Raw genomic sequence first — 16031 nt, forward strand, 5'->3', positions numbered from 1 at the left:
CCTTTTATAAAGACCGGGATTTTTGTTGGGTGATTATTTATAGAAAGCAACTATTCTATTTTGATGGTTTGTTTGGGGCCATTCCAGCCGCTGATTTCAATCAAAGCGTCTGTGATTTTCAATTGGTCGTAGTCTAAGGTGATGGTTTTTTCACCATATGGAATGATGGATATATAATTATCACTAAAGAAGGTAGGTAAAAGCCTTTCTTTGGTTTTAGCATCAATCAGTGAGATACGGTTAAAGAAGGAAACGGTATTATCAGCATCATTGTGAAGCGTCAAGCTAATTGCTGATTCAGATATTTTTTTAGCAGTAGCTGTTATTTTGGCTTCTTCTATATTTTGTAAACCTGAATAATTGCCCTTTGCGTCAGGCAACCAGTAGAAATTGTCAGAGATTAATTCTTGATTTATATTAAGCAATTGTACAGAAAGGAACATGCCCTCCTCAGCACTCATTTCATCAATCCTCTTCTTTAGGGACATGATTAAACGGATGCTGCTTGGTTCGATATAAGTGAACACTTGTGTCAATTGTTTGCTATTCCCTTCCATATCATAAGCCGTCACACGTAGCATAATATCATGTTGCTGCTCAAAGGTATTATTGGCAATCATAATATTGCCTTTTACAGGATCATACATGCCATGAACAGCTTCACTCCCGTTTCGTAATCCATAAAGGCAGGCATTAGGATCAAGGTAATAATCATACATTTGTCCCCTTAATGCTGTCCAAGGGTTTTGGGTTTTCCAAATGATCACTCCAGTATACCAGTCCCACATATGTGCTGAGAATCCTTCCATCAATCCGCGGTATTGATTGTAGTTGACCAGTTGGGCCTTTTCAGCAAATTCCTCCATGTCCTTAGGCGTACCATAAGGTTCAAGGGACTTGCTGTAGTCGATATATTTGTGGTAAGTCCAAACCTCATCTTTGATCTTTTCAGTGCCTTCCATCTCTACAGGGACTACATGGTTTTCCTCAGGAAGAAACCTTCTCAAGGAAACAGCATCTCCTGTTCCCACAGAACCTACTTCAGAATTAAATGGCCAGGTGCGTTCAGCCCAGAAGGTGGAAATATCCTGAATACCATAAGGGCCATCTCCATTTCCTCCTTTGAAATTATAGGACATTTCATCAGAGTTGGAGTAGTCTATAAACCAACGGGTACCATCATATTTGGGCAAAATCTCATTTTTAATGGCATGCATGATGTCTGCTGGAGGGGTGATCTCATTGCCCCCGCACCACATGGCCAATGAAGGGTGGTTTCTCAGAAGCTTTACCACATCCTCAGCAGATTCAATAAACAAGTTGTGATCATCTGGATATTGTCTTCTGGTCCATTGGTCATCCTTTTTCTTCGGATCCAACCATCGACCATTACAGTCACCCGAAATCCAGAAATCCTGGATCACCAATAAACCGTATTTGTCACAAGCTTCATAGAATTCCGGTCTTTCTGGTAATGCTCCACCCCAAATACGGATCAAGTTAAGGTTCATGTCTCTATGGAACCTGATTTCAGCATCATAGCGTTCTTTGGAGAATCTTAACATGGCATCGGAGATAATCCAGTTTCCTCCCTTAATGAATATTTTCTGTCCGTTTACCGAAATTTGCTTACTTCGGGTATGACTGTTCCATTCGGTTTGTATCTCTCTTATACCAAAATTGATTTTTTCACTGTCTGAAATATTTCCATCGATAGTGAAATTAAGGTCCAGATCATAAAGGTTCTGCTCTCCATATCCACTTGGCCACCATAATTTTGGATTCTCAAAACTAAAGTCCGGCAAGACGACTTCCTTGGTTTCATTGGCGCCAAGTTTTACTGATTGGCTAATCGTCTTTCCATTTAAAATATATTGCAAGGTCCCGTTTACAGGGCCATCTTGCGTGTTTTCCAATTCGGCAGAAACCTTAATGGTAGCGGGTTCTTGTGGCTCTCCTGGGAAACGCTGGCCTTCTACCAAGGTGACGATGTGCGGGTTTTTCAGGTTGACCGATTTGGTTTTTTCTATAAATACCTTGTCCCATATTCCGGTGTTACGGTCGCGAACAGGCTGGATCCAGTCCCATCCAGCAGTATATTGAAGAGCTACTCCTTTGGCAATGGTACCGTCGCCACCTTGACCGCCATTGGGGTTGCCCACGTGATCAGCTGGATGCACCAATACCGCCAAACGGTTTTTTCCATCTTTGGCTAAAAGTTCGGTGATATTGAATTGTTTTCGGAGGTACATGCCCTTGAAAGGCTCCTTGTTGACCTTTTCTCCATTTAGATAAACCTCTGCACTATAATTGATCCCTCTGAAGTTCAACCATACTTGTTCACCTTCTTTGGCTGTTTCTGTAAAGTCTTTCACAAACCAATAGGTATAGTATTCCCTACCGGTATCATAGATGTCCTTTATCTTTTCATTGTTCATCCCATAAAATGGATCGGGTACTTTTTCATTGTTCAATAGGGTCGTCAAAACGGTCCCGGGAACAGTTGCAGGTATCCATTGTTTTAATTTATAGGCAGTATTGGATATTTCTACACCATCAACTTTGGTATCACTAATGGGCTTGCAATACCATTCACTTTTGAGCTCATAGATGTTTTGTGCTGTGGCAAGCTGGATGCAGCAAATGCTGAGTAGCCAGATTTTTAAATACAGATAGGACGTTTTCATAGGTTTGAATAGGTTGTTATTTAAATATATGTTTTGATAAAATTTAATAAAACACTATTAAAGATAATGAATAAATTTTATATAGCTGACTGGTTTTGAAAACATGGTTTTGTTTTTAACCTAAGATTCATGGATTTGATGTAGATGGGTGAAAATAGGTATTGAAATTAACTGAAGGTCTTTTGCCTGAAAAGACAAGCTTATTTTCAATGGATAAAAGTGAAAATAGTATCGGTTTTTTGTTATTTTGAACAATCCTGATCGTTGATTTTTTTCTATTTTAGATGTTTGAAAGAAATAATTCTTAAATGTGTTGAAAAAAGCAGGTTTTAATTTTTATCATCATAATGAGTAAGGTTAAAAAGCAGCATTTGGATATTAAAACATGGTCAATTCATTATTTTGCCATGATACGTAATCATTTCTTTCTCCCTACAAACCATGATTAAGAAGGGTTATTTGAATATGTTTCTGAGCTATAGGTCAGTAATCCCCTTTTTTGTCATTTTATTTTCTTTAGATCCAATTGGGCTATTCTAGTAGGGGGGTAAAGAATTGATTTTATCTAATTGATCAACCAAAATCCACTTAATTCTTAAATGAGCAATATGATTAATAAATTACGTCTTGTTGGGCTTTTCCTCTTGGTGTTGGTATTGAAAGCCTTGGTTCCAACGAATGGATTTGCGCAACAAGTGGTTCCTAAGGATACCGTAAATTGGAATGGCTTTGAAAGGGTAAACCTGGAACTGGATGGTCGAAGTATAAGAATCATTTCACCTAAGTCAAGTTTGGAAGGAAAGCCCTGGTTATGGAGAGCTAGGTTCCCAGATTGGCATACTGAGCAGGACCTTTTGTTGTTGGAAGAGGGATTTCATGTGGTTTATATAGATACAGATTTTTTGTATGGGAGTCCTCATGCAGTTGAGATTTGGGATCAGCTTTATCAATGGTTGGTAAACAAAAAGGGCTTCAATCCTAAGCCAGCACTTTCAGGAGTGAGCAGGGGAGGCCTGTTTGTGTATAATTGGGCAAAGAAAAATCCGGATAAGGTTGCCTGTATATATGCTGAAGCACCTGTTTGTGATTTTAAAAGTTGGCCAGGTGGGCAAGGTAAAGGAAAGGGGAGTGAAGAAGATTGGGAAAGGTTAAAGTCTATTTATGGTTTTACTGATGAGAAGGCGGCGCAGGATTATAATGACAATCCCATTGATGGTTTGGAAGGGCTGGCAGAAAATAAAGTACCCATACTCCATATGATTGGACTAGAGGACCAAGTGGTTCCTCCAGAAGAAAACACTTTTGTTTTGGTAGATCGGTATACTAAGCTGGGTGGCCCGGCTACCTTGGTTCCCTGTACAGAAGGTGAGCAAGATCTTTATGGCCATCACTTCCCAATAGAGTCTCCCCGTTTGGTGGCAGATTTTGTCAAGTATTATGCGGCGAAGGGACTCAAGCTTTCTTCCTCCGATTTTTATGATTTAAGAAAGGGACTGAAGAATTCCCAAATAAAATTCGAGAAGACCAAGAAAGGCAGAGTGGCTTTTCTTGGAGGCTCCATTACCTATAATCATGGTTGGAGGGATAGTGTCATGAACTATATTCAGGAAAGATTCCCTGAAACGGATTTTGAATTTATTGCTGCAGGAATCCCTTCCATGGGGACGGTTCCTGGGGCGTTTAGATTGGAGAGGGATATTTTGTCCAAAGGACCAGTGGATTTGCTTTTTGAAGAGGCTGCTGTGAACGATGAGTCCAATGGTAGAAGCAATTCAGAACAAATCAGAGGCATGGAAGGTATCGTAAGGCATGTTCGGAAAACGAATCCTTCGGCAGATATAGTGCTGTTTCATTTTGTAGACCCAGATAAAATCGAAACATATAATAATGGTGGAGTTCCTGAGGTGATCAAAAACCATGAAAGTGTGGCAGAACATTATGATTTGCCTTCATTGAATTTAGCCAAGGAGGTGACGATGAGGATTGCCTATGAGGAATTCACCTGGGAGGATGATTTTAAAAATCTACACCCTTCTCCATTTGGTCAGCAAATATACGCACAGTCAATGATCGATATGTTGGACGCTGCATATTCTGGTCATTTGGATCCAGATGATAAATTTGAAGCACATCCCCTGCCTGAAAAACTGGATGAGGGTGCGTTTGATAATGGAAAATTATTGGAAGCTGAGAGTTTTAAAAATACTAAGACATGGGTATACAGTCCCTCTTGGGAGCCAAATGATGGGAAGGGGACAAGAGCAAATTATGTGAAAGCGCCGATGTTGCTAAACGAGGGGCCTGGCAGTAAATTAAAAATCAATTTTGAAGGAAATGCAGTGGGAATTGCTGTGGCAGCAGGGCCTGATGCAGGAATGATAAGCTATCGGATCGATGGCGGAGAATGGAAGTCTCAGGACTTATTTACCCGCTGGAGCAGTGGATTACATTTGCCATGGTATTATGTGTTGGGGGCTGATCTTGAGGACGGTGGTCATCGATTGGAGCTCAAGGTATTGGATCAAAAAAATCCAAACAGCACTGGTAATGCCGTTCGGATCAGGTATTTCTTTATCAATCAATAATGCTTAAGTATTTCTGCTATTATGGGGATTAGGGTTTGACGCCTACCCTGTAATAGCTGCCTTTATTTCCTGTTTCAAAGGCCTCTTCCAATTCATCGAGAGGATATTCTATACCAACTAATTCATTGAATGGGTATTTGGTATGGTTTTTTTCCATAAAGGTAATTGCACTGGCTAGATCTTCAGGGATGTAGTTGTGAAGCCCTCTAATGGTCAATAAGTTTCTGACCAGATATTCTGCATTGATAGCTAGGTCCCTTTGGGAAAATACGGATCCCACCAAAACGATGGTGCCACCAATGCCCAATAGTTTAATACAATGTTCAATGGCTTCTGGTACACCGGAAGTTTCAATGACTACATCGATATTTCCATGATCCTTGGCAAACTCCTTCAATTCATTTGCTCCAAAGGTAAATGCCTCATCCGCTCCAAATGATTTGGCTTGTTTGGTTTTATCACTATTGATATCTTGGACCCAAACATTGGACGCTCCCAATTCTTTGGCCATTGCGGAGGCAGAAAGGCCGAGCATGCCCACCCCATTTATCAGTACATTTTTCCCCTCCAATTTTCCAGCTAGACGCATAGCTCCTGCAATTGTGGCATGGGTACAGTTGATTGGAGCCGCTTCCCTGCCTGTTAGTTCTGCAGGCAGTTTGAATATAGAGGTTCCTTTACGAAGGTGGCAATGGCTGGAAAATCCTCCATTAAGTTGGTATTTTTCGCTGATCTGTTCATGCCCGTACTTATAAAGTCCCTCGGATTTTTGGGGATATCCCTTTTTGGATGTTTGGGATTCAGGATCATGCGCATAAACTGACCAGGTGATTTTATCCCCAATTTTTAAGGGACTCCCGTAAAAGTCCAATACACCTTCGTCGGCAATATTTTCTATTACTCCAATAATTTCGTGGCCCAAGATGCTGTGACTGCAAGAATGCCTCCTTCCATAAAAAGTGTGTAAATCACTAGCGCAAATGGTAGCATAGCTTGTTTTTACCAATACCTCCCCTTTAGATAACTTAGGTAGGGAGATAATAGATTTGGAAAAGGGCGATTCAGCTTTAATAAATACTTTTGCTACAGCTTCTTGTTTCATTATTTGATTTTTATCTAAGTTCAATAAAATAAATGACCAAAATGATGGCCTCTGTGTTAGTCTTGTTTACAGGTACATGAGGAATATTGCCATTAAAGAATAAGGAGTCACCTTCTTCTAAATTAAAGTGCTTATCTCCCAATTCATAAATTAGATTTCCTTTGATGACGTATAGGTATTCAAATCCTTCTGTAGAAACATGACTTCTCTTGGCATCAGGCTTGATGGTCAAGAGTGATATTTCCATGGATGACCGTTCTATTTTGTGGTTTAGAATAAGTTGGTAATCAAATCCTATGGATTCTTCTTCCTTTTTAATGGATTGATAGTCGGTTCTTTTTTTGATAATGTATCCTGGGAATTCCTTATCGCCTTTTAGGTCGGCAAAAAACTCATTTAAATCAACGTTCAAGGTATTTAGCACTTGAATAAGTGAGGGCAGTGTAGGGAAGACGCGGCCATTTTCTATTTTAGATAGCATTGCTATACTAATTCCGGTCTTATCTGCGAGTTCTCCCAATTTAAGGTTTTGGGATTTTCTTATTTCTTTGATTTTAGAGCCAATCCAAGTGGTTAAGTAATCTGAATTATCCATAGTGTTATGATTGTTTTAACTATGTGAAAGTACGGCTGTTTTTCCTAATATGAAAATTATTAATGGTTGCAAGGTTGGTAAATTTTTCTTTATATGAAAATTAATTTCCGTTAATGAAATATTAACTCATTGATAATACATTTAATTGATATAGGATTTAGTTATGGGTTTACCTTTGAATAAATCAAGTTTCTCTAAAGATTTAGCTTGATTTTAATTAAAGGAAAAAAAATATATGACCAATCTAAATAAAGTATCAATTACCAAAACGGATTTTTTGCTTATTAGCACCGCTTTTATGGCCTATACGGGAATGTATGCGGTTAGGAAGTCATTTTTGGCCGGACAATTCGAAGATTTTGATATTATTGGAGGCTTTCATTATAAGACCATTTTGATCATTAGCCAGGTAATTGGTTATATGTTATCAAAGTTCATAGGAATAAGGGTGGTTTCAGAGGTTGCTGGAAAGGATCGATTTAAGGTTTTGGTGGGTTTGGTAGGCTTTGGGCTGGCCATGTTATTGGCATTTGCTTATTTGCCTGCTAATATAAAACCGATTGCCTTGTTTTTTAATGGCTTGCCATTGGGGATGATATTTGGATTGGTATTGGTTTATTTGGAGGGAAGAAAAAATTCTGAATTGTTGGTCGCTGGGCTGAGTGCTACCTTTATTTTTTCCACTGGTTTTGTGAAGTCGACTGGGATTTGGCTGATGCAGGAATTTAAGGTAAGTGAGCTAATGATGCCTTTTATAACCGGATTGGTGTTTTTTCCTTTGTTTGTTTTGGCTGTGTATTTTTTGAGTGTTTCTAAAGGGCCGGATAATACAGACAAATTGTTGCGTACAGAGCGAGTTTCCATGGGTAGTGCGGAAAGGAAAGACTTTCTTAAAAAACACGGGTTTTCATTTCTAGGATTGGTACTGATATATGTTTTACTTACGGTGGTGAGGGATTTTAGGGATAATTTTATCGTTGAGTTTTGGGGAGATCTGGGAATGTCAGGACAGCCGTCTTTAATGACTTTAACGGAAATTCCTATTGCCGTGGTGGTCCTGATTATTTCCGCATTGGGGATTCTTGTGCTAAGTAACCAAAAGGCCTTTATGTTGGGGATGCTGGCTACCTTTATTAGTGCTGTCCTTATGATTCTGTCTACTTTGCTTTTTAAAGGAAACTTGATAGGCCCTGTTTTTTGGATGATCAGTTCGGGTTTTAGCGTATATCTGCCATATATATTATTCCATTGCTTGGTGTTTGAAAGGTTTATAGCGGTCTTGAGGTATAAAGGTACTGTAGGTTATTTGTTTTATATAGCTGATGCTTTTGGGTATTTGGCAAGTGTGGGGATTATGATTTTTAAGGAAACTTTTGGCTTCAATTATTCCTGGGTACATTTTTTTACAAAATTGAATTTAATAGGGGGAATGCTCATGGCTTTTTTGGTGCTGATGTCCCTGATGATGGTCCAAAGTGATAGAGCAAAAGTAAGAATAAGGAGATTGATGCGGATGTAATCTCGGGGAGAATGGGGAATGCTTGGCAAGGGAAATAAGTGCAGCTTAACTTAATATCATCTGGTTTTTGATGAGTGCTATTTTTTTTGAATTTTTAAATCCCTGTTGGAAATTTTTGATACAACTGGATAGATGCCTTCAGTTTCTGGTATTTTCATTTCCTTGGGACTTGGGCCTACCCAGTCGGTTTTCCTTCCTTCCACGCTAATTTTTCCTTTCTGTGAAATTTCTACCATGGCCCAAAGAGGGTCTTTATAGGGAGCAGTGTATTTAATCCAAGGGTTGGTTTCATCTACCTCTTTGGAATATCTTATTGTCTTATACTTGTCGCCCAACCAGTAATAGCTTGCGCTATTGATTTGTACATAATGGATATCATTGATATGGTTGTAGTAATCCTGATGGTGGTGACCCGAAAGGACTAGAATGACCTTTTGGAAGCCGGCCTTTTTATTGGCTTTTTCCAAAGTGTACCTTACGGGCATTCCATTTTCTATCCCAGCCATTTCATTGTCCAGTCCTTGGTGGCAAAAAACAATGGTGGGTAAAGAGGATTGGTTCAGGTCTTTTTCAAGCCAATCTAGCTGTTCGGGTGAAATGTACCGAGCATATCCTTTTGGACGGTTTGGACTTTCATTATGCTCATTGCCATCCAAAACCACAAAGTGGTATCCGTTTTTGTCAAAGGAATAGTATTTTGCTTCTGCATCCCAAAATTCTACTACCTGGTCCCTATTAAAACCTCCATCGGTATCATGATTTCCTATTACATGGTGCTTATCTCCTTTGAACTTGTTCCAAGTGTCCATTAGGGACTTGTTTTCTGGTTTAGGAACGCAAAAGTCTCCCAATTGAATGATGAAATCAGGTTGATCTTCATTCATTTTGTTGATAAAGGCTGAGATTCTTTCTTGTCCATCATGCATGATGTCAAAGTGAAGATCAGTAATGATCCCAAAGCGAATCTTCTTGTCTTTTCTCTCAGCAGAGAAAGCCAAAGGGCTGAAAGACATTGTCAGTGTTCCTAAGGCCCCAATTTTTATGAATTCTTTTCTATCCATCTTCTTTATAGTCTTATTTCTCCATGAATATTCCTGAAGGAACCTTTCCAATCCATGACTCGGGAGTTTGGTTGATGCCAAATAATCTGGCCACTACAGCTGCTGTGTTGGCATTTGAGTTTGGCGATGTTAGTGTCTTTCCTTTTTGGATGCCGGGCCCTTTTATCATCCATGGTACTTCCATTTCTTGGATAGTTGTTCCGCCATGTCCATTTCCTATGCCTCCATGGTCTGTGAAAAGCAAGAAATGGGTGTCATCATAAAGGCCTTCAGCTTTTAATTTTTCAACAAATTCTCCGATTTTTTTATCAACTTCTTCAATTGCCGTGATGTACTCCGGGGACATCCATTTATGGTTGTGTCCAGCATGGTCTACATGAACCGAGTACAAAAAAGTCAAGGTTGGATTGTCTTTGTTTGCGGTCTGAAAATCAAGTGCTGCTTGATAGTTTTTGTCATATCGGTCATCTTCCTCAAACTTAACTTCGTCCAGGTATTTTGCATTGAAGGGCTTGATTAGACTCTTCCAGTTAAAATAGAAAGCTGTTTTAATATTGGGGACATTGTCTTTGGCTACTTTAAATATGGAAGGGTAGTAGCCTTCTGTGTCCATTTCCTGTGGATCCAAAGGGTGTTTTTCTTTTTCCCAACCATTGCCAAATACACCGTGTTGCTCCGGTCCAGCTCCTGTTAGGTGACTTGTCCAATTGGGCATGGTGACAGAAGGCATTACCGTTCTGGTATTGGTTGAAATGACCCCATCTTCGAAAAGTGCATCTATATTCGGATGCTTTGCGGTTTTATATCCTTCTAAGCTAAAACCATCCAGCCCAATGAGAATGACATGCTTGGCTCTAGGTGTTTCGCTGGAGCAGCCAATGTTGGAAATCAAAATGAAACATAACAAAAGAAAAGGTAAGGAGTTTTTTGCCATAAGAATATATGTTTGAGGTTTAGATAGTTTGTAAATTTTCTTAAAAGGAAAAATAAATAACATCTAAAGGTATTAAAATTTCTGAATAAGAAAAATATTTTATGTTTAGCCTATTATTATTTAATCTTTAATATGTTGAATATTAGTTTGGTTTAGTTTGAAAATAAACATGTGTAATAAGCCGTTAATGTATTTTAATGATGGTTTTTTAGGAAAGTGAATATTGATAGTAATTTCTTTTAAGGAAAAATTGAGGATAGTTCTTTTTAAGAATGATTTATTTTCATTTATTTACGGAAATATCAAGTCTTTGAAAGCTATTTAATTTGATTAATGGTGGCTTGAGTCTTTGAGATATTCTTGTTCTTCGGGATTAGAATCTTTATAATTCCCCAAATTAATAGCTTGATAAATGCTTAACTGGATTCAGAAAATTTTACTTACAAAACATAGGCTAATATTCATTGTATGGTGTGTGGTGGCGTCCTTTGGAGCCTATTTTAGCATGTACGCTTATAGAAAGCCATTTATCACGGGTACTTATGATGATCTATATTTGTGGGGCTTGGATTATAAAACTGTATTGATTATTGTACAGGTTTTGGGATACATGGTTTCAAAGTTTACTGGTATCAAAGTAATATCCGAAATGAGACCTTCCCAGCGAATAAAATTGATCATGGGATTGGTGTTGTTTGCCGAATTTGCATTGCTTGGATTTGGTCTCATTCCCCACCCTTACAATTTCGTGTTTTTGTTCCTTAATGGTCTCCCGCTGGGAATGGTCTGGGGGATAGTTTTTAGCTTTCTTGAGGGGAGGAAATTTACAGAGGTATTGATTTTCGGATTAAGTATAAGTGTGATCATAGGCTCAGGGCTATTGAAAACAATTTATTTGCAGGTCCTAGAGTGGTTTCCATACATTTCTGAATTTTGGATGCCATTTACCATGGGGGGCTTGTTCTTGCCCTTTTTTCTGGTATTTGTTTGGATGCTTTCTGTTATTCCAGCGCCCACTGCAGAGGATGTGGCTTTAAGGACAGAAAGGATTCCTATGAATCGGAAGAGAAAGAGAAAGACATTTTCTTTTTTTAGTATCGGCTTAGTGGGGATGGTTTTGATATATGCCCTTTTGTTGACCATGAGGGATTTTAGGGATAATTTTTCCGTGGAAATATGGAATGAAATTGATCCAGATTGGGAGAAAAGCGTATTGTCGGTCACAGAATTGATTTCGGGAGTGACGGTATTGGCCTTAATAGGTCTGCTTTCTTTGATAAAAGATAACAGGCTTGGTTTCTGGGCCACGGCCAGTTTGGTTGCCTGTGGATTGATAGGGGGAGGGATCTCAACTTATTTGTACCAAGTGAATTTCTTGTCTCCTTTTTATTGGATGGTGTTCTTGGGCATATTTTTATTTATGGCCTATACGCCTATTCAGACGGTGTTTTTTGACAGAATGCTGGCTGTATTTAGGTTCCGCGCCAATGCTGGTTTTTTTATCTATATCTGTGATTCCATAGGTTATTTGGGCAGTGTATCCCTGTTGTTGTATAAAGAGTTTTTTATGGGGAATATGGACTGGCATTTGGTGTTGGTTTATTTCAGTTATGCAGTCTCTATTATTGGGAGCATACTATTGTTACTGGCCATGATTTATTTTAAGAGAATTTATAATAGGCAAAATGCGATGAGTAAAGACAAAAATGTGTCAAGGCTTTTTAAAATGGATACCCAGTTTAGGGAGCTTAAGGTATAGTATTTTGACTGAATTAAGCTAAGGTGGTGTTATTTGACTTTTTAGGGCATTTGCCTAGTTTTTTAATAATTTAATGGCGAATTTTATAGAAATTGAAATTTAAGGATATATTTTAGTGGGATAATACCATTTGTTTTTATACCCAATAACCATAAATGAAATGAAAAAATATATACTTGGATTAGTATTCTTATTAGTTGGCTTTTCCGCAAAATGTGAAATCTGGCTTCCTTCCATTTTGTCTGACAATATGGTCCTGCAGCAAAACTCAAAGGCCATGATCTGGGGCTGGAGCACCCAGACTACCGAAAAGATTGTTGTGACCGGCTCTTGGGATAATAAGCCTGTTGAAACGGTTGCTCATCAGGGAAAGTGGTCTTTGGAATTGCCCACACCATCTTATGGAGGTCCTTATATCATTAGCATTAAGGGACATCAGGAAATCATATTGGAAAATATTCTTATAGGGGAGGTCTGGCTGTGTTCTGGACAGTCTAATATGCAATGGAGTGCCAATAATGGATTTGACAATGCAGAGGAGGAGGTAAAAGCAGCCAATTATCCGAATATCCGCTTTTTTACAGTGCCAAGACATGGAGCAAGTACCCTTCAGGAAAATACCCCAGGGCAATGGTCTGTTTGTACACCTGAAACCATGAGGGATTTTAGTGCAGTGGGCTATTTTTTCGGGAGAGAACTGAATCAAAAAATGGAAATACCTATAGGACTGATCAACAGTAGTTGGGGAGGAACTCCTGTTGAGATATGGACTCCAGGGGAAACGGTCAAGGATCCTAAATTCTTGAAGGAAGCATCTTTGAAAATAGCAGAAAACAGTTGGTATGATAGGAGCCCTGGATTTGCTTATAATGCCATGATCCATCCTTTGGCTCCATTTACCCTTGCAGGTTATTTATGGTATCAAGGTGAGTCCAATCGTCAAAATGCAGATTATTATTATAAAACATTCCCCATGCTGATTGAGTCATGGAGAAGAGAATGGGGGAATCCTAACCTGCCGTTTTATTATGTGCAGATTGCTCCTTTTGATTATGAGAACAACGATAGCGAGGATATAGAGGCTGCCATAGTAAGGGATGCACAGCTGAAGACCATGGATGTACTTGATCATACTGGTATGGTAGTCACCAATGATATTGGTAACCTAAAAAATATCCATCCAGGAAACAAACAGGAAGTAGGCAGAAGGCTGGCCTTATGGGCCCTCGCCAAAACCTATGGGGTAAGTGATATAGATCCTTCGGGACCTACTTTCAAATCCATGGAAATTAGGAAAAACAAAGCCTTGGTTACTTTTGAGCATACTGGGGGTGAATTACAGGCTGATGGAAAGGAGCTCAAGGAATTCTATATTGCTGGTGAAGACCGTCAATTTTATCCTGCAAAAGCCAAGATCAAAGGTGATATGGTGGAGCTTTCCTCAAAAGAAGTGAAAAAACCGGTAGCAGTGCGGTTTGCCTTCTCTGATATTGCCTTGCCTAATTTGTTTGGTAAAAATGGCTTGCCTGCTGCGGCATTTAGAACAGACGCATGGGAAGTTGAGTGATTTCTTATTAAACCAGGAATGATCTGAATCCCTTCATTTAACTTCTAGTAAATATTATTGATTTGACACATTTTCAGAAAACCGCCCTGCTTATAGTTTTAATAGGCTTAATTGGGCTCCAAAAGGGGGCTGCCCAAGATTCTAAAGAAAAACTACATATTCAGGATCACCTACAGGCAGTAAGCGAAGACAATATCTTTCTTACTGAAGATTATTTCAATTGGGGAGGTTCCATCCTAAAAGGTGAGGATGGCCTTTACCACCTATTTTACAGTAGATGGCCAAAGGCTACCAATTTCACAGGTTGGTTGTTGTATTCAGAAATTGCCCATGCTGTTTCGCCCAATCCAAGTGGCCCTTGGACCTATAAAGAGACTGTGCTGGAAGGAAGGGGAAAGGGGCATTGGGATGCCATCACTGCCCACAATCCAAAGATCAAGTATTTTGATGGTAAATATTACCTCTACTATATTTCTACCAATTTGGGAGAAAGACAGGACTATACAGAGGAGGAATTGATGGAAACCAGTCAAACGGGATATTCTCATCCTAACTGGAAACTTCTTCGACCAAACCAAAGGACTGGTGTAGCGGTAGCAGAATCGCTTAATGGAGAGTGGAAGCGCTTCGATAAGCCCTTGATAGAGCCTTCAGGGCCTATTAGTACATTGACTGTCAACCCCGCCATTGATAAGGGAAAGGATGGTAAATATTATTTGATCATAAAAGGGGACAAGCCCAATGAAACCAGGTTTATCCGAAACCAGGCCATGGCCATTGGCGATAGCCCTATAGGGCCTTTTGAGATCCAATCTGAACCGGTTATAGATTATCTGGATACAGAGGATATGTCCCTTTGGTATGATAAGAAGCGGGACAAATACTTTGGAACCTTTCATGCCCACGGCTTTATAGGCTTGGTGAATTCATCAGATGGGATCCATTGGGAAAAAGCGGAAGAATTTGAGTTGATGCCAAAGGTGATCAAGATGAAGGATGGAAGTTTGATCAAACCAGATAGAATGGAAAGACCTTTTGTTTATACTCAAGATGATGATGTAGTGATGATAGGGGTGGCTTGTAAAAAGGGAAATGAATCATTTATCGTCACCATTCCAGTAAATCGATAGTCGAAGCTTGATTAAGAGAAATGAAAATAATGCCTTATCGAATTTATTCAATCGTATTGCTGCTTCTACTGGCTGCTTGTTCTCCCTCCAAACAGACGAAGGAAACTTTACCAAGCCCCTCAACTGAACCTAGCCCTGAACAGTTGGCACAGATCAATAGGAAATATGGAATGTTTATCCATTTTGGGATCAACACTTTCCATGATATGGAGTGGACAGATGGTTCCAAACCAGTTGCGTCCTATCAGCCTACTGCCATTGATGCAGAACAGTGGGTACGTACCGCCAAGGAGGCTGGAATGAAATATGTCATCCTCATTACCAAACACCATGACGGCTTTTGTCTTTGGGATAGCAAGTATACGGAATATGATGTGGCCGCTTCTCCCAATACCACCGATGTGGTGGAGGCAGTGGCCAAAGCATGCAAGAAATATGATATTGGATTGGGCTTATACTATTCATTATGGGATAGAAATCTGAATGGGGACGTGAAGGATGAAACTTTGGACAGTGCCTATAATCAGTATATGATTGCTCAGATGGATGAGCTGATAGACATTACCGAAAAACATACTGAGTTGGTAGAATTCTGGTTTGATGGAGGTTGGTTAAAGGAAAATCACCGTTGGCCGATAAATGATTTGTACCAAACTATTAAGGCAAGGGAACCTAATTGCCAAGTAGGCGTGAACTGGTCTATAGGATTACCGGACAATCCAGACCATCATCCCGTAAAACCTGAGGAGCAGGAAAAGGGCTACCCTATAAGATACTTCCCAAGTGATTTTAGGCTAGGAGATCCATTTCTGCCTGCAGAAGATGATCCCAAGGTCTTCACCCATGAAGGAAAGGAATATTATATGCCTTGGGAATCTACGGTATGCATGAGCCAAAGGTGGTTTTATAATACCCAGGATACCGTATGGAAATCGGTTGACGATTTAGAGAAGCTTTACAATAGAGCTACAGCCAATGACAATATCCTTATCCTCAACTGTCCACCAAACAGGGAGGGAGTAATCCGCGAGCAGGATGTTCAGGTTTTGACCGAACTCAAGGAAAGGTTGAAACTGTAAATTAGTTTTATTC

General features: G+C 39.5%; 11 protein-coding genes. 6 read left to right on the plus strand and 5 right to left on the minus strand.

The genetic code is table 11. The annotated features are described in order from the left end of the window. Positions 1-50: 50 nt before the first annotated feature. Complete coding sequence (locus tag KMW37_RS07905) at positions 51-2687, minus strand: glycoside hydrolase family 2 protein (protein ID WP_215224076.1); 2637 nt, start codon at positions 2685-2687, stop codon at positions 51-53. Positions 2688-3295: 608 nt separating this feature from the next. Here KMW37_RS07905 and KMW37_RS07910 point away from each other — a divergent pair. Then, positions 3296-5272: an SGNH/GDSL hydrolase family protein gene (locus tag KMW37_RS07910; RefSeq protein WP_215224077.1), complete on the plus strand. Its 1977-nt coding sequence runs from the start codon at positions 3296-3298 to the stop codon at positions 5270-5272. Between the two features lie 28 nt (positions 5273-5300). Here KMW37_RS07910 and KMW37_RS07915 read toward each other — a convergent pair whose 3' ends face one another. Together KMW37_RS07915 and KMW37_RS07920 are read right to left on the minus strand one after the other, a co-directional pair. Next, positions 5301-6374 carry a zinc-binding dehydrogenase gene (locus tag KMW37_RS07915; protein ID WP_215224078.1) on the minus strand — a complete coding sequence of 358 codons (1074 nt, stop codon included), beginning with the start codon at positions 6372-6374 and terminating at the stop codon, positions 5301-5303. Between the two features lie 10 nt (positions 6375-6384). After that, positions 6385-6969 (minus strand): helix-turn-helix domain-containing protein, encoded by a 585-nt coding sequence (locus KMW37_RS07920; protein WP_215224079.1) that lies wholly within the window; start codon positions 6967-6969, stop codon positions 6385-6387. Positions 6970-7204: 235 nt separating this feature from the next. On the opposite strand from KMW37_RS07920, the gene KMW37_RS07925 reads away from it, so the two are divergent. Beyond that, a complete protein-coding gene (locus KMW37_RS07925) occupies positions 7205-8488 on the plus strand; it encodes a DUF5690 family protein (protein WP_215224080.1) in 1284 nt (427 codons plus the stop codon). A 77-nt stretch (positions 8489-8565) separates the two neighbouring features. Here KMW37_RS07925 and KMW37_RS07930 read toward each other — a convergent pair whose 3' ends face one another. Both KMW37_RS07930 and KMW37_RS07935 read right to left on the minus strand, forming a co-directional pair. Continuing rightward, a complete protein-coding gene (locus KMW37_RS07930) occupies positions 8566-9549 on the minus strand; it encodes a metallophosphoesterase family protein (RefSeq protein ID WP_215224081.1) in 984 nt (327 codons plus the stop codon). Between the two features lie 13 nt (positions 9550-9562). Next, entirely contained in the window at positions 9563-10483 is a 921-nt protein-coding gene (locus tag KMW37_RS07935; RefSeq protein ID WP_215224082.1) for an alkaline phosphatase family protein, read from the minus strand. Positions 10484-10988: 505 nt separating this feature from the next. Between KMW37_RS07935 and KMW37_RS07940 the strand changes: the two genes are divergently transcribed. From KMW37_RS07940 to KMW37_RS07955, 4 genes are all read left to right on the plus strand, one after another. Further along, positions 10989-12242, plus strand: coding sequence for a DUF5690 family protein (locus KMW37_RS07940; RefSeq protein ID WP_215224083.1), 1254 nt, complete (start codon positions 10989-10991; stop codon positions 12240-12242). Between the two features lie 160 nt (positions 12243-12402). Then, a complete protein-coding gene (locus tag KMW37_RS07945) occupies positions 12403-13809 on the plus strand; it encodes a sialate O-acetylesterase (RefSeq protein WP_215224084.1) in 1407 nt (468 codons plus the stop codon). A 62-nt stretch (positions 13810-13871) separates the two neighbouring features. Then, positions 13872-14939: a glycoside hydrolase family protein gene (locus KMW37_RS07950; protein ID WP_246581393.1), complete on the plus strand. Its 1068-nt coding sequence runs from the start codon at positions 13872-13874 to the stop codon at positions 14937-14939. Between the two features lie 29 nt (positions 14940-14968). Beyond that, entirely contained in the window at positions 14969-16018 is a 1050-nt protein-coding gene (locus tag KMW37_RS07955) for an alpha-L-fucosidase (protein WP_215224085.1), read from the plus strand. Positions 16019-16031 lie beyond the last annotated feature (13 nt).

It is taken from the genome of Echinicola shivajiensis (genome assembly GCF_018642165.1).
Taxonomy (GTDB): Bacteria; Bacteroidota; Bacteroidia; order Cytophagales; family Cyclobacteriaceae; genus Echinicola; species Echinicola shivajiensis.